This window comes from Terrihalobacillus insolitus, from assembly GCF_028416575.1.
Classification (GTDB): Bacteria; Bacillota; Bacilli; order Bacillales; family Amphibacillaceae; genus Terrihalobacillus; species Terrihalobacillus insolitus.
The window spans coordinates 97,783-117,168 of the sequence record NZ_JAMQKB010000005.1; the positions used below are offsets into that span (position 1 = coordinate 97,783).

The following is a 19,386-nucleotide window of genomic DNA, read 5'->3' on the forward strand; positions in this document are numbered from 1 at the left end:
TTTCAACGCTTTGAAGGGAGGTGGGAAAGTGAACGTCAGAAAAAAGTCCTTTAAATATGTTGTTCGAATTGCATTAACGGTAATAGTTATGAATGTTATATTAGCAGTGATGCAGCCAGAACCTGTTAGTGCAGAACTAAGAACAAAGACAATAACAAAATATTGGACAAGCGATTGGGTGAACTCTACAGGTGATGTAAATGAACCATCTACTATAAGTGGAAGGTATTACGACTCAGATAGTGGGCAATACGTCGATTATACCGCTCGAAAATCAGGTGGCCTTTATGATGTTGATCAAAAGGTAGATTGGACCTATTATACTTCCTACGGTAGAGCAAGTAATTACGATAAGGATAATAATAACTATTTAGGGTTTATGTCAAATAACTCTAGTTATTATTATGCTGGAAGATGGTCCGATTCTATGCCTGGTGAAGCTCCTGATCGTTATTATGGAGATCCTTTTGTTCTAGGATTATACGATTGGCAATTAGTAGATTATGGTTGGGATGAGTCAAGGGTGGTAAACGCTGATTCCTGGGCTTCAAAGGGGTCATCATACAGAAACAAATTGGTATATAGTAATGGCTCTTATTGGTGGCGTTCAGAATCTGGGAATTTGAACAAGTACCGTAGAGGAGTTTGGATTAAATATCAAGTTAAAATTAACCTTTTTAAGTATCGACAAAAATATACTACTACTATTACTTTGCCTGATGATGATCCACCTGTCCATATTGCTGATAGTTTGTGGTCTGAAATGTATCAAAATGGGAATGACTATTGGACCCAGCCAAATGATACCGTGTATATACGCTTGAAACAACGAGATAGAGAATCGGGTAATAAGTATCAGTACTTGCGGTTAGATGGAAGTGGGGTGGACGTGAGATCACAACATAAGTTTTATGAAGGGACATCGTACAACAACGATTTTATGAAAAATCCAAATGTCAGTATTCATGCAGCTAACCGAACTGAAAACACTCAGTATGGGGCTGTTAATTGGACTGTTACACCTAAAACCCACGGACAGAGTTACAATATCCTTTATTATTATAGAGATAATGCCAATAATTCCGTTGGGTATAATGATACAGGCATGAATTTAAGAGTTGATGGAGTTGCACCTACTCATAGAACACCAACCATATATAATGCAAGATATATAGATGGTAATACGTATTGGGTACGACCCGGCGATTATTTTGATGTAATGCTTGTCTCCTACGAGAAAATGTCGGGTCATGATAGAACTTATTTAAGGCTTTATGGTGATGGAAACGACAATAGAGTTTATCATGATTGGGATAATTCTGAAGGAGCTTTAAACGAGTTTAATTCTGGAGAATATACTAATATTATCAGTGGTTACTCTCCTTACTATGGTTGGACAGCTCAATATAGGTATAAAGTTCAAGCCAGAAATAACTCACATGGAAGAAAATTTAATGTCCAAGGCTATTATCGAGATAACGTAGGGAATAACAGGGGATATATAAATACAGGATATTATATTGGTGTGGATGGAAAGGCTCCCGATCATATCGCAGGTAACATTTATGGTGCTAGATACATAGACGGAAACGATTATTGGGTACGGTCCGACGATAATGTTCAAATAAGATTACGACAACGTGATTATAATTCTGGGAACGAACGTCAATATTTAAGATTATATGGTAGTGGAGTTGACCAGCGAGCTGTCCACGACTTTGATCAAAGTTCATCCTATTTTTATGAACTTAATGGCTATTCAAGTTCTCGTATAAACGTGAGTTCTGTAAACAGAACGGAAAACACAGCTTATGGAAATGTTAGTTGGAATATAACACCTTTAACTCATGGCGACACTTATGATGTTCAATATTACTATAGGGATAATGTTAGTAATAATAGTGGGTACAAAAGTACGGGTAAGCGAGTAAGAGTGGATGACATTGCACCAAATGTACTCTATAAAAATAAAGAGGACACTAGCGACTTTATAAGTAGACCGTGGTCGTCATCCGACATTGAAGTTCGCTTGAAATTCAATGACCCGTATTCTGGGTATAAGCGGTCACGTTATGCTTGGACAAAATCACCAAATACACCGAGCGCCAGCCAATGGTCAAACTGGACCAATAATGCGAATTATGTTGTTATAAAAAAACAGAGCGGAAAATGGTATCTTCATACTCAAATGCAGGACAACGTCGGGAATACACGTACTGTTGTTAATGGCGAATATCAGTTAAACACCCCGCCGATTGCATCTTTTAAATTCGACAAAAGTAGATATTATATAGGGGACAATATTAATGTTACTAGCCTAGCCTCTGATCCGGATGGACAGAGTATTACACACCGCTACGAAATCACAAAACCAGATGGTAGCAAAGTGACCTTTACGACTCCTAACTTTACGTATGTACCAGATATCCCTGGTAACTACACGTTTAAGCAGACTGTTACAGATACAATTGGTGATTCAGCAACCGCCTCAACCTCAATATATGTATACAATTTAACAATTGTAGGAAATGTCCTTCATACTCCTGAATGGGAGTCCAAACATAGCGCTTTAGGACATAACCCGCTAGATTTTTATAGTGGAGAGCGGTTCTTGCTAGAAGCTGATGTAGTAGACTATCCAATAGATTATTTAACTGTAGATTTTGAAGGTTATCAAAACAACGGTAACTTATACAAAAAGACGGTGAAGCTGACCGATTCTAGTCCAATTTTAAGAAAAGGGGAGTTGTATGATCCATCCTTTATAGAAGGTGGGACTTCATTAAAAAATGGTCCGGCTACATTTGTCTTTGAGGTTAAGTATACAAACGGGGTTATAAGAAGGGATACAATCACAATTTCCATCCTCGGCGATGTATTCGAGATATTTCGTCTCCATCAAACTAAATAGTCTAGTCTTGTGTGAATTTTAATATGAAATGTCACAACCTTGAATATAATTTGTCATAGAATTTTAATATGAAATGTCATAGGTCAGTGATAGCATAACCCTTGCTATTACTGACTTTTTGGTGCGCCCAGCATGGGTGCAGTCTCTAGGGTGAAAGTACCGAACTGACGAACAGAAACTGTATATCCTAAGCTATGTCGTTTCTGATAGTCTTCTACAGTCTCTTCCGTCTTTGGTCAAATAGATACCATTAAGAGTGACATTAATGTTAAGTAATAAAAAAGTTGTTTAATTTATAATAAAGTTGTTTAATTCATAATAAAGTTGTTTAAAAATCGCGTGTTTAGGAGTATGATGGAAGTAACTTCTAACACGTGATTTTTTTGTGAGTACATAATTAAAAATCAAGGAATAGTAATAGGAAATGTATTAAAATTATGCTTTGGAATTAAAGAAAATGATGTTTATGCGTTTGAAGTAAATTCGCGATTATTTATTAAGCTTGGCCCTTTACACTAAATTCCTTTATCAATAATCAGGAGGTTAATATGGTGAAACGAAAGAATCAGTGGACTGAATCTAAAATAGCCCGATATCAAAAAGAAGGTCGGGGACAAGGTGAACTCTCCAATTATAAACCTTGGTTGACCATTCAGGACGTACCTTCATCCGGACGTGCTCACCGGATAAAAGGTTGGAAAACGAATCGTATTCACCATCTGCTATCTGATTTAGAGCGTAATTACTTTTATTTATTAGAATGGGCAGATGAAGTGATTGATATTCGAGAACAGTACCCTTTAAATCGTGAAAAAACCCTAAAAATTTCTGAAAAAAAACAGATTAAACACCCTATAGATACGACATCTCAGACTCCGATCGTATTTACGACGGATTTTTTTATTACTTTGAGAAAGGGGAAGAACATATCATACGTGGCTCGAACGATTAAGCCTAGTGACAACCTTAACGATAATCGAATCATTGAAAAGTTTGAAATTGAGCGTGAGTACTGGGATGAGATGAAAGTGGACTGGGGAATTGTGACCGAAAAGGAGATACCGAGTGATACTGTAAAGAATATTGGATGGTTACATTCCTCGGGTGAAATGACAGATTCTTTAGATCGTCAACTTATTTCTGACTATTATCATTACCTTCAAACTTGTACAAAAACAATAAGTGAAAGCCTGCGCCACTTTGATAAAACCTATCATCTTGAACAAGGCAGTGCCTTGTCTTTATTTAAGCATTTACTTGCAACTAAGAAGATATCGTTTGATATAAAAACTCCCTTTAACATTTCTGATTCAATTAATGTTTTAGATTTTCCCATTCAGGAGCCAAATGAAAAGAGGTTGGCAACATGATGTTATTAGTTAATGAGTTATTGCAAGATAAAGACACAAAAGACACCTTTCGCATTCTTTGGATTGATGAAGGAAACGTCATTGCCTATTTGATTAACATCTATGATGATAAAGCTCTACCCTTTAAACGATCAGTAGCAGAGCTTATTGACGAAATTATTCAAGAGCAGTTTATTAAGATTAAAGAAGATCCGTTTATGTTTTTAAAAAAAGTGGAAGAGTCGGAAAAAATTTTAGAAATGCGTGACAATGCATGGGCTGTTGTTGGAAATATCGTTCGAGATGAGCCGGCTATTTACGAGAAAAATGAACGAGCAGAACATATTAAAAATGCAATGAACGAGCACAATGTTTCTTATCCAGCCGTTCGAAAATACCTACGGAAATACTGGCAAAGAGGAAAAACTCCTAATGCCCTATTACCCGACTATCATAAATCTGGGGGAAAGGGCAAAGAGAAAAAGGCAAGCTCCAAAAAGAGAGGGCGTCCCAGAAAACAAGACACATCAGGAATTAATATTAATGAGCAAACGAAGAAAATCTTTCGAGTTGCTTTAGAAAAATACTACTTGACCACAAAGAAAAATAAATTAACAGATGCTTATAAAATGATGGTTCGTGAGTTTTATGCAAAGGATTATTATTACGAAAACGGTGTTCCAAAAGTTATCCTTGAAGATGAAGATAAATTGCCAACTATCGTTCAATTTCGCTACTGGTACAACAAGGAGTACACCGTTCAAGAATCAACAATTTCGAGACAAGGTCGTAAAAAGTACGAAAAAGATTTTCGAGCGGTACTGGGATCCTCTACTACGGAAGCAATTGGCCCTGGTTCACGATACCAGATTGACGCTACCGTTGCCGATGTCTATTTAATCTCTCGCTATAATCCTGACTGGATTATAGGTAGACCTGTTGTTTATCTTGTCGTGGACGTATTTAGCAGAATGGTTGTCGGAATGTATATTGGCCTAGAAGGTCCATCCTGGGCAGGAGCGATGATGGCACTTACGAATGTAGTTACAGATAAGCAAGCCTTTTGTCGTGATTATGGCATAGATATTCCTAAATCGGCATGGCCAAGTGAGAATCTTCCCGATGTTCTTTTGGCGGATAGAGGTGAGATAGAAGGCTTTCATGTAGAGAGGTTGATTTCTGCCTTTAACCTTCATGTAGAAAATGCGGCCCCATATCGAGCCGATTGGAAAGGAATTGTCGAAAAGCAGTTTGACACCATCCAGCGTAAAGTAAAGCCATTTTTACCGGGCTATGTGGACAAGGACTTCCAAGAGCGTGGCGCTCGCGACTACCGCCTTGATGCGAAGCTTACATTAGAACAATTTACACAACTGATTATCAAGCAAGTGATCTACTACAATGCGAAACACTATTTAAAAGACTATCTTCGTGATGAGGATATGATCCGAGATGAAGTACAACCTACTCCTCTTGAACTGTGGAATTGGGGCATTCAAAACCGTTCTGGGAAGCTCCGCTATTTTTCAGAGGATACGGTCAAATTGCATTTATTACCCCAATCTCAAGCGACCGTTACGTTTAAGGGAATCAAATTGAAAAATATGCTCTACAGCTGTGAACGAGCATTAAAAGAGTCATGGTTTCCTACGGCTAGACAAAAAGGAAGTTGGAAAGTGACGGTTTCTTATGATCCGAGGGACATGTCTACGGTTTATTTACTGGATAGTGATGGTTATCAGTTCGAAGCTTGTCATTTACTAGAGCACCAGAAGCGTTACGCCAACCGAACGTTAGATGAGATTACGTATTTATTAGAACATGAGAAGCAGTTGCACAAACAGGCAGAGCACGGCCAATTGCAAAAGGAAATCGATTTTATCAGTGAAGTTGATGATATCGTTAAACCTGCTGTGAAGCTTGCAAATGAGCAGCAATCAAATGACATTAGCAAGGCGGAAAAGACGAGATCAATCAAAGAACATCGCAAGGCGGAACGAGAAGAACGTCAAAAAGAAGAAATCATCGAATTAGGGGATGACAAACCAAACAAAAGGACTGGTGAAGTTCTACCATTTAATCAAAACGATGATGAACAAAAATACGCACGCCCATCCATTAAGGAATTTTTACGTCGAAGAAAGGAGCAAAAGAAAGATGAGTGATAATCAAGAGATTGGAATAGCTAATGCTCAGGTAGCGACGTATCATCAGCAAGAATTAACTGACTTTCAGGGCAATCCTTTGATTGAAGCCTTACCGCCTATTCGTTCTCTTGAAGAGGCATTTGAAGAGCTAAGCTATTATCCGGATTATGATGAAAAAGAACGGATGTTGGCCTCTCATCTGCGTTACCATGCCATACCACGGTTACAACGCTTTTTTCAGCCAGTCATGCAACATCTTGATCTAGAGCAACGGTTTTCGAGGCTTTTACGCTATGGATACGTTGGACGCAATCCTCTTTCTCCTGAATTTACAAAGCAGTTAAATGCTGCTCATCAAGTCATGAAGGGACAGACTGTTCCATATGATATTCGCTCTACAGCTTCAAGCTTTACGTTAATGGGGTTCTCTGGGATTGGGAAAACGACAGCGATTGAACGAATTTTGTCCCTGTATCCCCAATTAATTATCCATAAGCACCCCGTTAACCTTACCCAGATAGTTTGGCTTAAACTGAACTGTCCCCATGACGGTTCTCTTAAATCTTTATGTATGGACTTTTACTTGAAGATTGACCGATTGCTTGGAACCAATTACTATAATCGGTTTGGGGGCAGACGCAATTCCATTAGTTCAATGGTCACGAGAATGGGACAAATTGCACGACTACATTGCATTGGAGCCTTGATTATTGATGAGATTCAACACTTGTTAACTGCAAAAGATAGTGGATCTGAAAAAATGATGAACTTCTTTGTAACATTAGTTAATGAAATCGGGGTTCCAGTTATGATGATTGGCACGATGAGAGCCAGAAGTGTCCTACAGCAGGATTTCCGCCAAGCACGTCGTGGCAGTGGTCAAGGTGATATGGTGTGGCAGCAAATGAAAAAAGATGATGATTGGGATGTTCTCATCGAAAGCATGTGGAACTACCAGTGGACTAAAAACCGAGTCAAATTGACAAAGGAACTGAACGAAACCTTATATGAACAAAGCCAAGGGATCGTTGACATTGCGGTAAAATTATTTGCTCTTTCGCAAGGTCGTGCGATTGAAACTGAAGAAGAAACGATTACACCTGCCATGATCCGAAAGGTTGCGAATGACGATTTAAAGCTTGTACAACCGATGTTAAAGGCACTTAAATCCGGATTACCATCAGAGCTTGAAAAGTATGAAGATATTATGCCAATGGATATTGAAGAGTATCTCCAATATCGGTCGCCCAAAATTGACCTCAAAGCAACTATACAAAAGAAAAAGGAAAAACAAACTGAAGCGAGGCAAAAGCAACAATCCTCTGTCCTGGAAAAGGTCATTCTAGCACTGATCGGGTTAGATTTAGACGCCAAACTAGCAGAAAAAGCAGCGACTAATGTTCTAAAACGGTATCCAGAGTCGTCTCAAGCTGAATTAATGCAAAAAGCTCTTATCTATATTGAAGAACAACAAAAACCCAAAAGTAACAAGAAAGTTACCGCTAACCAACTTCAGCACATTGTTGATCAAGGCAAGAAGAAAAAACGGTCTGCTTATGAATCCTTACTTGATTCGAATTATATTAAAAATCCGTCAGACGAGTTTGCCATATAGGAGGGCTTTGAGATGCTATCCTTTTTTCCAACTCTCTATGAAGATGAACTGCTCTATAGCTGGTTTGCACGTTACCACAATCGCTCCTGTAACATTAGTCCAAAAGCGACAATGAGAGATTTGTTTGGTACACCAAGTATGCTGGCTGTTCCAGATATGCCAACACATCTGAATAAGGTTTATGATCGCACGAAGCATTTTGACATGCCTGATGTAAATAAGTGGATTGAGAAGCATACGTTTTATTTGTATTACACAACGTTTGCGAAACAGGACGTGAAGAAAAAGGTGTACGATGCGATGCGTGATGGAAAGGGGCAAGGTTCCATTCATATGTTGACTGGAGTCATGGCCAGTAAGATTACCGAATTTCATTATTTTCGTTACTGTCCTTGTTGTGTAAGCGAAGATATAAAACGGTATGGAGAAACCTATTGGCATCTTTCACATCAATTACCCAGTGTTTTCGTTTGTCCAAAACATGAAAGATTGCTTTTATCAAGTTATGTACCTTTCCGTGGTACTAATAAACACACTTATACGGGTGCATCGACAAGCATTTTACTATCACATAAAGAAACATCTGAATACACTCATAAAACAATGAAGCACTTAGTCTATCTTACTAACGAAAGTATGAAGATGATACATAATCGCTATCGTTTAACATGGGAAGTGATACAGAAGGCGTATAAGTATTTACTCCAACAAATGGGATTCGCCAACGTCAATGGAAAAGTTGATCAACATACACTTGGTGAGCAATTTCAGCATTTTTATGGTGATGAGTTACTAACGCTCTTGCAATCTCCCATTAATCGGGATAGTGAAAGCTGCTGGCTTAAATCCATTACCCGCAAGCATCGAAAAGCGTTCCACCCAATTGTGGGTTTGAAATAAAGTTGAATCGTTTTGAAAAAAGTTAAACCGTTTTGAAAAAAGTCGAATCGTTTATAAAAAAGTTGCACCGTTTTCCCCCTTTAGATATGATTATCTAAAGGGGTGTTTTTATGTCGAAAAGAAAAAGAACATCTGAGATTGAACAGTGGATTAAACAAGGTCGAGGGGCCGGTATTGGAGTAGATTATAAACCTTGGTTAAAGATTCAAGATGTATCTTCAAAGGGTCGTTCAACTCGTTTAAAAGGAATAAAAACAAACAGACAGCATGAATTTCTGTCGGATTTGGAAAAAAATTATTTTTATATAACTGAATATTCAAACTTCATTGTTGATATCCGAGAACAATTTCCTTTATTACCATTAGAAGAAACCATTGTTATTGCAGATGAGTTAGGTATTAAACATCCTACTGATCCTAAAACTGGTGTTCCGATTGTGATGACAACGGATTTTTTATTAACAGTTGATATGGGACAAGGTGTGTTTGAAATAGCTCGTACAATCAAAATGAAGCATGAATTACTGAAGGAACGTGTACTCGAAAAGTTTGAGATTGAAAGAGAGTATTGGCAACGGAAGGATATCGATTGGACCATTGTTACAGAGGAAGAAATATCTAAAATAATGGCACGAAACATTGGCTACATTCATGATTATTATGACATTCAAGATTATGATGTATTCCAAGAAATGAGTTCATTACATATTGGAGATTTATCCTTATCTTTAATGCAAAGGCTACTAAATAACAAACAAAATATCCGTACAATTACGAATGAATTTGATACCGATACCCATTTACCTTTTGGGAGTGGTGTAACACTCTTTTATCATTTGCTTGCTCAAAAAGTCATCGTTATTGATATGCTTAAGCCACTAAATTTAGAGCAACAGATTGATATTAAATCCATTGATGAAAGCAAGCTGAAGAAGGTGAAATACGGATGATTTATATTAATCAAGTGCTTCAATATACTGCCGAGTCTAAGCGAATTCGTATTATCGAAATGGAAGAACCGCATGTGTTTATTGTAGAAATTGATGCGACAAGTTCGATGCCTAAGAAAGAAATATATTCGAACCTAGCAACGGAAATTCAGCAAAGTGAACTACTTGTTGTTAGTGATCCATATGCAAAAGTTGTTTCAGATATTGACTTAACAGAAGTACAAATCCGTAAACGTGAAGAAGACTGGGAAATCATCCAACAACATTGTTTGCAACACATGGAGATGCTGCTTCAAAAGCAAGGTAGAGAAAAGAAAATTCGAGAGATTGCAGAAAAAACTAATCTAAGTCCATTTAAGATCAAAAAGTTATTAAGCCGTTATTGGCAGCGAGGTATGACCAAGAATGCTTTATTACCCGATTACTCAAATTCTGGAGGCAAAGGGAAAGCAAAAGATTTAAAAAAAGAAAAAGTAGGTCGCCCTAGAAAAGTGAATATAGCAAATGAATATCAGGTTGGTATTAATATTACTGATGAAGTGAAAGTGCAATTTGAGCTTGCAATTAATAAATACTATCGTGCTTCAAACAATTATTCGTTGAAAGATGTTTATCATTTTATCCTGCGTGATTTCTATTCTGACCGATATAAAGAAAATGGAGAAATGAAATATCACATATGGGATGCTAGTCGTATTCCTTCTTACAATCAGTTTTATTACTGGTTTAAAAAGCTTGAGGACCCGGCAAAAGATATACAATTCCGTAAGAGTACAAAAGAGTTTGAGTTGAAGCATCGACCAATTATAAGCGATTCTAAATCCGAGACCAATGGTCCTGGTACTAGATTTCAAATTGACGCTACCATTGCAGACATCTACTTGGTTAGTTCGCTTGACGTAAATAAAGTAATTGGGCGACCAGTTATTTATGCAGTACTTGATGTATATTCACGTATTATTACGGGTCTTTATGTTGGGCTAGAAGGGCCGTCATGGATTGGTGCAATGATGGCTTTAGATAATATGGTTGCTGACAAAGTAGAGTTCTGTAAGCAATACGGAATTGATATTACACCTGAGCAATGGCCAACACATCATTTGCCTGAAATTATTATCGCCGACCGGGGGGAGTTTGAAGGCTATTCTGTAGAGAATTTAATTAACAATCTTAATATTAAAATTGAGAATACCACAGCTTATCGTGGAGATTTGAAAGGGATTGTTGAAAGGAAATTCCGTACGTTTAATGGGAAGGTAAAGCAAAAAGCTCCCGGAGCAATTCAAAAGGAATATCGAGAACGTGGAGATCAGGATTATCGTTTAAATGCTACGCTGAATTTAAAGGAATTTACATCTCTAATTATTATGATGGCGCTTCATCATAACCAAAAGGTCATTGATAAATATCCTGTTGAAAAGGAAATGGTAGCTGATGGACTAGTGCCAACGCCAATTAACTTATGGAATTGGGGCATTCAAAATCGCAAAGGAAGGTTAAGAACAGTTGATCGAAATATTCTTCGTTTGAACGTGCTTCCACGTGGAAAATCGACAATTTCAAGAGCTGGGATCAAGTTTAAAAATCTTCTGTATGGCTCTCGCCAAGCGATTGAAGAACAGTGGTATTTAAAGTTGAAAAATCGTAGTGTGGATATCGTTTATGACCCACGAAATATTGAAAAAATTTATATCCCTCACGATAACGGAATAGATTTTGAGACGTGTATTTTATTAGAACCTAGTCAGCAATATAAAGGGGATTTCTTGGAGGAAATTGTCTTTCAGCAACAACTTCGGAATGAACTAGAAGAAATGGAACGAACAAATCAGATCCAGCTTACAGTAAATACTGATGCTGCATTAGAAAAGATTATAAAAAAAGCCGTGAAGAACAAAAAGGAATCTTTCAATCAGCCAACTAGTAAGAAAGCTAAAATAGCAGCTATTCGTGAAAACAAGGATGTTGAAAAACAGTTAAATCGTGAAGCTGAAAAGTTTGATTTATCACCTAATAAGGTTAGTGAAGCAGCTGACGTAATCGACTTTGTTACAAAAGAGAAGATTGATGAAACACCACCTAAGAAATCAGGCTCACGTCTTATGGAAAAACTAAAGAAGAAGCGAGATGAGGAATTTGGGAAAGACAAATGACATGGTTGTCTTAAAAGGGGATTTTGAGAAAGCTGTCTATAAGCAGCAACTTTTAAATGAATATACCAATAATCCTTTCATCGAAGCTCTTCCACCTATATTTAATGAGGATGATGTGCTAGAGCGATTTATGGTGACTCCACGAATTAGTGAGCAAGATAAGTTAAGTGAAACGAATATTCGTTATCACGTCTTAAAACGTGTAAGGAATTTTATCCAGCCGTTACCAATTCATTTCGAGGTAGAACGCCGATTGTCTACATTGATTCGGAGAGGTTACTTGGCGCGAAATCCATTAGATAGAACATTTCTAGAGCGTGTTCGGGTGTTGCATGAATTGCGTGAAGAAGAGGAAACAGCTCATAAATATATAGATGAACGACTAAATTATATTCGTTCAACTGCCGATAGCTTATCCATTATCGGTATTTCTGGAATTGGTAAAACAACAGCAATTGAACGTCTTTTGCTTATGTATCCACAAGTGATCAAGCATGAAGAATACAAAGGACAACCGTTTAATCGAACTCAAATTGTTTGGCTTAAAATTGACTGCCCGTATGATGGAAGTTTATCTACACTTTGCAAAAGCTTTTTCAAAGCAATTGATGATTTACTAGGCACTCGATATTTAGAAAAGTACGGTTATTTGAACCGTGTGACATCGACAATGTTATTGCACATGACATCGTTAGCAAGTATGTACGGCATCGGTGTTCTAGTAATTGATGAAATCCAGCACTTACTACATTCCAAAAATGAACAGGAAGAAATGTTAAATTTTTTTGTAACACTGTCTAATACAGTTGGCATTCCTACGGTTCTAATCGGTACTTCTAAAGCACAAAAACTATTCAAAGGAAACTTCAGACAGGCAAGACGGGCAGCAAGTGATGGAGCTATTATTTGGGATCGTATGGACGAAAATAGTGAAGAGTGGGAGTTTTTCCTAGAGACACTTTGGGAATTACAGTGTTTAAAAACCCATTCTGAGCTTACAGAGGAGACAAAGAAGGCATTTTATTATGAATGCCAAGGGATTACTGCTGTTGCCGTGAATCTATTTATTCTAGCACAAGAACGAGTATTATTTGATGAGGATAACCCGGCTGAAATCATTTCACCACAAGTATTAAAAAAGACTGCTAGGGAAGATATGCAAACGATTCAACCAATGATGACAGCTATACGGACAAACAATTTTGCCGATATGATGAAATATGAAGATATTATGATTAACTTGGATGAAGTCATGCTGAATCACAAGAGAAATACTGAAATGAAAGGACGTATTCAAGAAGCATTTAAAGAGCGCCAAAATACAATCGAGTATAAACGTCAAGACATGATTGGGAACTTAAGTGTTGAAGAGGCAGCCCTTGGTATTTTTGATAGTTTGAAAGAAAACGATATTAAAAAGCTCGCACAAAAAATAGTTGAGGAAAATCCACTTGATACTGAATTTCATCAACTTAAATCAGATGTGATTCAGCAAGCGATTGCATTAAATCAACAAAAGAAAGATCAAAAAGCAAAGGCAAAAGCAAAAAATGCAGAGATTCTACCATTGCTAAAGCTAAGAAAGCAAGCGTTAGACAAAAAGCAACACCCCTATGAATTATTAAAAGCAAATGGATACATTAAAAATCCTTTGGAGGAATTCTACTAGGAGGGAATCACATGCTGCCATTCTTTACTGATCCATATCCGGATGAATTGATTTATTCAGCGGTCGCACGTTATCACTTTTACAGTGGAAATATTGATTGCAAAGATACGTTGGAAGAAGTATTTCAAAGTCGTTCTGTTATACCAAGTGTAGAGATTGGCAGCCATTTTTCTGTACTAGCTGAGCAATTAGGCTCCAACTATTCTGTTGAAAGTCTATTAGCAAGGCATACGATTTACCCTTACTATTCTCCGTTTCTTTCCAAACAACGCCAAGAAGAACTTCTACAAGATGTTCAAGGAGATGGAAAAGGACTTTATACAAGACTTGGAATGGTGGCAGGAGGTATTTGTAAAAAGGGCGGACTCTATTATTGTCCAGAATGTGCAGCTAATGATATTGATCAGCATGGAGAGCCCTATATTCATCGTGAGCATCAACTACAGGGGATTGATTTCTGTGCGTATCATGAATTGAAATTAAAGGAGTATCCTGTCGATTTTTCAAAGCAGAGCCGAATAGAGTTTTTTCGATTCGATAAAAAGCTAATGAACTTATCAATAATTCAAGAAGTTGAACCAAAAGAGTTTGTAGCCATTCAAATTGCTTTAGCAAAGATGGCTTATCAACTGCTGCAAGTTCCAATACATCAATTTTCAAGGGAATCTATTAATCTTAAATATCGGGCTCTTTTACGAGAGCGTAATTTAATAACAATCTCTAACCGAATTCGGCAAAATGAGCTATACAAGGCATTTCAATCAAAGTTTCCAAAAGGATTTTTAGATAAGTACGAATCAGAAATCAATGTAAATGATGAGTATAATTGGCTGAAGGTCATTACACGCAATCTTAAACGTCATGCCCATCCTTTCCGTCATTTGCTTATGCTTTATTTCTTAGAGCAAGATGTAGATTCCTTTTTACAAGTTGAAGCTGATACAGGTCCTTTCGGTAGTGGCCCATGGCCTTGTTTAAATAAAGCAGCTAATCATTATAAGGAATTTGTGATTCCTGAAGTAAATGTTACGAGAGATTTTAAATCAAAAGCACCCATTGGTACGTTTGAATGCTCTTGTGGCTTTATTTACGCTAGAAAAGGTCCTGATAGATTATCTGAAGATAAATATCGTATTGGACGTATAAAAGCGTTTGGAGACGTCTGGAAGGCTAAATTACGTGAGTTGGAAGCCGAAGGGACGTACAGTACAAGAACATTAGCTAAAATGCTTGGTGTAGATTCGAAAACGGTTAAAAAATATCTTTCTTCAGAGATAAAAATAGAAGGATTATCAGAAAACGATATTCCTTCGATGTTGCTAATTTATCGAAAACAATTATTAAAAGGAATGCGGCAATACCCAAGTTATTCAAGAACACAAATTCGTAAGTGTTTTCCAAAAGAATATATGTACTTGTATCATCACGATAAAGAATGGCTGTTTAAACAGTTGCCTATAATAATTCAGGAGAAGAAGAATAACCAAGCAATTGTCGATTGGGCCTCACGTGATCGAGAATACTGCTCAAAAGTGGAGAAGCTTTACAAGGAGCTAATCGAACTAGATAAACCTGTTCGAATTACAATCTCGATTATTGGAAAACGGCTTGGAATATTATCAAACTTGGAGAAACATCTTGATAAGCTCCCCCAGACTAAAAAGCTGCTATCTGAAACTACGGAATCTACTCAGCAATTCCAAATCAGACGTTGTTGTAAGATTATTGATCGAATGTCACAGAGGCAAGAACCAGTTGTATTATGGAAAGTACAGCGTATTAGCGCTGTTAAGTCACATCATTTTCATGAAATAAAACCGTATTTGGAAGAATATTTACGAATAAAACAGGAAGTGGAAAGTAATGAACAAACAACAGGTTAAAATTACTTGGCCTTTTGCTAAAGGAGAAAAAGCACAACTGATATGGATTGGTGAGCCATTCCGATATGATCATAAAATGATGATTAAAGCTTATTTTCGCTCACAAGGTCGTACAGAAGGTATTTTAATGGATTGGGGTACATTACCATGCCTAGCAATCCAACATTATTATACTGATGGCATCATTACGGCTAGTCAAGTTCCTAAAGGTGTACAAGAAATCGATATGACTATTTATCCTAATATTGTTAAATATCACGAACGCCCTTGGTCTATTCAAGGAAGCAGTGATCCTGCAACTTCCTGTAGTTTCGTGTTCTCTTTTAATGGCAAAAATGTTATTTTACCAGTCATTGAAGTATTGCGTAGCATATTAGCTCCGAATGGTTTCCTTTTATATCGCTTGTTTGAATCGAATTCATTTCCTCAGTTCTTCACAGAAACATATGAATCTAATAAAATTCATCTTAGCTTTTCATCACAATATGAATTGAAATACACAAAGACAACGTTCATTTATCAATTGGTGTGGTTGCTAACGAATCGCGATCTACGAAAAGCCTTTGAAAATATAGCCTTTACTTTTTTGCAGGAAAAGACTTTGAAATTTGCATGGAGTTTTACACAACCGATTACAATAACAGCTCGTGTAAAAGAGAATAATAATACGTGGACGGTTCTACAAATCGTAAATGTGAAAAATAAACATATTCCATATGAACATATTTCAATTTCACATCCAGAAATACAGGATCAAGTGAAATCTAATGAGGCGAAGAAATATACTTATCTCTCTCTGAATAAAAAGAACGATGAAGAAGGATTTACATTAAATGAACAATTAGATGGTTCTACAGAAAATTTTGACCTTGTACAAATGAATCATTTGAAACATGAATATACATCGGTACCTAAAATCAAACGAATTAAAAGTAGTTCCTCAAAGCAGCGAATGAAAGAAGATGAAAATACTAAGAAATACTATGGCAATAATGATTCAATTCGATCTACAGCAGACACTGGAGGTCAAAAACTAGCAAGAGGGATAGAACATCAAATGTTATCTGAAATTCAAACACAAGGTGAATTACAAGACTTCATTAATGTCCTTAAAATAATGGAACAGTATCCAGAAGTGAGGACGATACTAGCATTTATGGATGTGTTACCAGATGGTATAGAAGAGCGTAGATTTGCAAAATTAAGCGACAATATTACAAAAAGAAAGTATGTAGTTGCAGAAGTATATATGATAAGTGGTAAGAAATTCAACATTATTGAAGTTGAGCGAGAAGATCGCTCTTTATCAATGCTAATTTTATCATCACTTGTAATAAATGATTGGAAATCGATTTATGATAGATTGTTAGTAAACCTTGTGAATAATAGTGGTACGTGGACAAGTAAGTCATTAAAAAGTATTGAAGAGCAAAGTGTTTCAGTGATGAAAGCTAAACACAGTTCTAAAGGGGTTAAGCATAGGGCTGAAATTTTATTAAACAAGTTAGTATAGAAGAGAAGATTTGAGTAAAGGAATAAAAGAGTACATTTCCCTAAAAAGATTTTAGCAACAAATGCGGAAAATAAGTGACAATAAAGTCATTTAAAAATTACCTATTCAAGGTAGATTCTTACAATAAGGTTGTTCCATTTTGCTACTTTCAACAAGTCCGTATGATGCTCATTTAGGAAAGTTGTTTATGTGTATTTAAAACAAAGTTCAACCGTTTGTAATAAAGTTGCCCCGTTTTGAAAAAAGTTCAACCATCTATATGTTATCTCTCGCCTCAAAATGAATAATCGCGTATACCAAAAGAGTGAAACGGTTGAGCGATTTAAAGATGGAAAAGTGAAAAAAGGTTCTCTGTAAGGGAAATTGATTTAGAAGAAATCATGAATCAGCTCAAACCCGGAGAGGTCCTTGAAATTCACGATGCTTATCTGGGTCGGATAAAAAGTTATGCACTCGATTACTGGTCTACAAATTAATGGAAGATCAAACTAAAGAACGACTTCGAGTTCGTGCCCAAAATGAAAAGAAAAAGGGGATTATCTAGAGAATTTCGATTTGCCAACGCAAGGAATAAAAGGGGGATACATATGCTCTTTTGAAACATAGGATGGAGGGATATTTGTGATGCACACGTTGATGGAACTCAACCGTTTCGTCAGGTCTTTGTTTTAAAGAGTGGAAATCCCTGTTTCATATTGACGAGGTGAAACAATCGAAAATTGAACGACGGTTTGAATGTCATTTATATGGACAACTCTTGGCTCTGTTACTCAACTCGTCGCTCATGTTTCAAATGCGAGAGATTCTCCTTCGAAAAAAGAAACAGGAAGTCAGTGAACTGAAAGCGATGAGTATCCTCAAAGAATATATGGGTCTCCTTCATGATGCGTTGATGAAGGAGACGGAAGATATAAAGCAAGTTCTGCTTCAAATCTTCAGGATGATCGAGAAAAACGGCCAGAAATGTCATCGGTATGAGAAGAAAACAGTCTTTGACATCCTGGGTGTTGCATACGAACAAAGAAAGGTAGGTATTGCTGCATAAGCACTCAATCAGCACCAAAAAAAATAGACGATTGAGGGCTTATTTGAGTCTGCCCAAAATCGCTATAGAGTAAAAACAGCTATACAAAAGCTACTAACCTGGAATGTGGGATTTTTATCCATCATTAGCTTGATGGGCATGCGGTCGTACCCCATACCTATATTGTGTAACCCATATAACGTGATATTTTATGTCAAATACGGCATGACTACTTTTTTGATAACCGTCCATACTTACTAAAATAATTACCGACGTTTTAGACTTTCCTTAAGTGGTGAAAGTATGTATTTGGAAGGGTAAAATTCTAACAACTAATTTTACAACAGAAAATTCACAAATAAATATCCGCGTTTTGAACATAATATCCAAGGAATGGGGGGTGATGAAATGGCAACTAAACAGCAAATTCAACAATGCATTACAGATTGCACGAATACGGCAAATATGATACGTACAGCCACCAACGGTGTTCCGAAAGCGGGCATAAGAGACATGCTGACTCAGGGCGCTGTTCATATTGAAGCATGCATTCGCCAATGCGAGCATGCTACAGAGCATGTTCAGTAACAACAATAAACGAATTTTACGTATAGAATTGAGGTGAATTTTTATGACGGGTACCCCGGCAAACGATATCCAACAATGTATCCAGCAGTGTCAGCAGACAGCACAACAAATCCGTTCTATGGCTAATCAGGAAGCTAATAACAAGGCTAAAATGTTATTAACTGAAGCAGCACACCATCTGGATCTATGCCTTGTTGAATGCCAATTTTCTCTGCAGGAATTACAAAAACCGGCAATGGCATAATGCACAAAAGGGACTGGATTTCAGTCCCTTTTTCATAGAATCCGATTGTTTTGCTGGTAATATAGTCGAAATAGCTCAGTTGGCCCATTTGCTGAACCACAATATAACCTATAGAAGGGGTACCCCCAACATTCCGCATTTATCTATACTTAGGAGTGAAAAGTTTTGATTTGATAAGGGTTTTACATTGAAGACATGTAAAAAACGTATTCGTCTTGGCAACGATCCTCGCATCATCGAATTCTACAACCGTTCTAGTCTTGAAGGCACCAAAACGCCTAAAGGGGGTAGCGTCAGGGAAATTTTGTACGGCTAAGCAAATTTCGACATAAATATAGCCAAATACCTGAGCGTGCAGGAATTTGACTTTTTTAGGTTAAAAGTAAGCGTCAAATAGTCACCCATCTATTTAATAGGTGGCGATCTCCTTTTCAAAGAAG

At 37.0% G+C, this 19,386-nt stretch carries 13 protein-coding genes; all 13 read left to right on the forward strand.

Annotated elements, in window-relative coordinates:
• The first annotated feature begins 28 nt into the window (after nucleotides 1-28).
• The gene (locus NC797_RS07305; RefSeq protein ID WP_272436119.1) at nucleotides 29-2,911 is read left to right on the forward strand and encodes a hypothetical protein; all 2,883 of its coding nucleotides are present in this window, start codon (nucleotides 29-31) and stop codon (nucleotides 2,909-2,911) included.
• 548 nt (nucleotides 2,912-3,459) lie between these two features.
• Nucleotides 3,460-4,281, forward strand: coding sequence for a TnsA endonuclease C-terminal domain-containing protein (locus NC797_RS07310; protein WP_272436120.1), 822 nt, complete (start codon nucleotides 3,460-3,462; stop codon nucleotides 4,279-4,281).
• Entirely contained in the window at nucleotides 4,278-6,425 is a 2,148-nt protein-coding gene (locus NC797_RS07315) for a transposase (protein WP_272436121.1), read from the forward strand. Before NC797_RS07310 ends, NC797_RS07315 begins: the two co-directional genes overlap by 4 nt.
• Nucleotides 6,418-8,022 carry an ATP-binding protein gene (locus tag NC797_RS07320; protein ID WP_272436122.1) on the forward strand — a complete coding sequence of 535 codons (1,605 nt, stop codon included), beginning with the start codon at nucleotides 6,418-6,420 and terminating at the stop codon, nucleotides 8,020-8,022. Before NC797_RS07315 ends, NC797_RS07320 begins: the two co-directional genes overlap by 8 nt.
• A gap of 12 nt (nucleotides 8,023-8,034) precedes the next feature.
• Complete coding sequence (locus NC797_RS07325) at nucleotides 8,035-8,922, forward strand: TnsD family Tn7-like transposition protein (RefSeq protein WP_272436123.1); 888 nt, start codon at nucleotides 8,035-8,037, stop codon at nucleotides 8,920-8,922.
• Between the two features lie 110 nt (nucleotides 8,923-9,032).
• Nucleotides 9,033-9,872 carry a TnsA endonuclease N-terminal domain-containing protein gene (locus NC797_RS07330; protein ID WP_272436124.1) on the forward strand — a complete coding sequence of 280 codons (840 nt, stop codon included), beginning with the start codon at nucleotides 9,033-9,035 and terminating at the stop codon, nucleotides 9,870-9,872.
• On the forward strand, nucleotides 9,869-12,025 hold the full coding sequence (locus NC797_RS07335) for a Mu transposase C-terminal domain-containing protein (RefSeq protein WP_272436125.1): 2,157 nt from the start codon (nucleotides 9,869-9,871) through the stop codon (nucleotides 12,023-12,025). The genes NC797_RS07330 and NC797_RS07335 overlap by 4 nt, the downstream gene beginning before the upstream one ends.
• Nucleotides 12,000-13,694 carry an ATP-binding protein gene (locus NC797_RS07340; protein ID WP_272436126.1) on the forward strand — a complete coding sequence of 565 codons (1,695 nt, stop codon included), beginning with the start codon at nucleotides 12,000-12,002 and terminating at the stop codon, nucleotides 13,692-13,694. Before NC797_RS07335 ends, NC797_RS07340 begins: the two co-directional genes overlap by 26 nt.
• Before the next feature lie 11 nt (nucleotides 13,695-13,705).
• On the forward strand, nucleotides 13,706-15,577 hold the full coding sequence (locus NC797_RS07345; RefSeq protein WP_272436127.1) for a TnsD family transposase: 1,872 nt from the start codon (nucleotides 13,706-13,708) through the stop codon (nucleotides 15,575-15,577).
• Entirely contained in the window at nucleotides 15,558-17,090 is a 1,533-nt protein-coding gene (locus NC797_RS07350) for a Tn7-like element transposition protein TnsE (RefSeq protein WP_272436128.1), read from the forward strand. The genes NC797_RS07345 and NC797_RS07350 overlap by 20 nt, the downstream gene beginning before the upstream one ends.
• Before the next feature lie 847 nt (nucleotides 17,091-17,937).
• Nucleotides 17,938-18,135 (forward strand): hypothetical protein, encoded by a 198-nt coding sequence (locus tag NC797_RS07355; RefSeq protein WP_272436129.1) that lies wholly within the window; start codon nucleotides 17,938-17,940, stop codon nucleotides 18,133-18,135.
• 387 nt (nucleotides 18,136-18,522) lie between these two features.
• Nucleotides 18,523-18,702 (forward strand): hypothetical protein, encoded by a 180-nt coding sequence (locus NC797_RS07360; RefSeq protein WP_272436130.1) that lies wholly within the window; start codon nucleotides 18,523-18,525, stop codon nucleotides 18,700-18,702.
• Nucleotides 18,703-18,745: 43 nt separating this feature from the next.
• A complete protein-coding gene (locus NC797_RS07365; protein WP_272436131.1) occupies nucleotides 18,746-18,946 on the forward strand; it encodes a hypothetical protein in 201 nt (66 codons plus the stop codon).
• Nucleotides 18,947-19,386 lie beyond the last annotated feature (440 nt).